Origin of the sequence: Flavobacterium anseongense (assembly GCF_021608185.1) — a bacterium.
GTDB lineage: Bacteria > Bacteroidota > Bacteroidia > Flavobacteriales > Flavobacteriaceae > Flavobacterium > Flavobacterium anseongense.
Genome location: NZ_JAKIHN010000032.1, coordinates 1 through 375, shown reverse-complemented (window position 1 = coordinate 375; position 375 = coordinate 1). Strand labels below are relative to the sequence as shown.

Below are 375 nucleotides of genomic sequence, written 5' to 3'. Positions count from 1 at the left end.
CCGGCAGTTGAGGAATAAACTCCACCGGTATAAGCCCCTGTTCCGGTTAAAGTCACAGATTGTGCCGTAACCACAGAAGAACAAAACGGCGTTGCATAACTAATACTTGCCGTCGGCAGAGCCGTAATGGTTACTGAAGTTGTAGCAATTACGGCAGCACATCCACCACCAGCCGCAATGGTATAAGTAACGTTATAGGTTCCTGCAGTAGAAGTCGAAGGCGTTATAGCACCCGTAGCCGGATTAATAGTCAGTCCGGCAGTAGAAGAATAGACTCCACCGGTATAGGCTCCAGTTCCGGTTAAAGTCACGGATTGTGCCGTAGCCACAGAAGAACAAAACGGCGTTGCATAACTAATACTTGTCGTCGGCAGG

1 pseudogene is annotated in these 375 nt (G+C 49.1%); it reads right to left on the bottom strand.

Going from position 1 to position 375, the window contains the following annotated elements:
- Positions 1-375 (bottom strand): annotated as a pseudogene (locus tag L1S35_RS13225) (hypothetical protein); the annotation flags it as partial.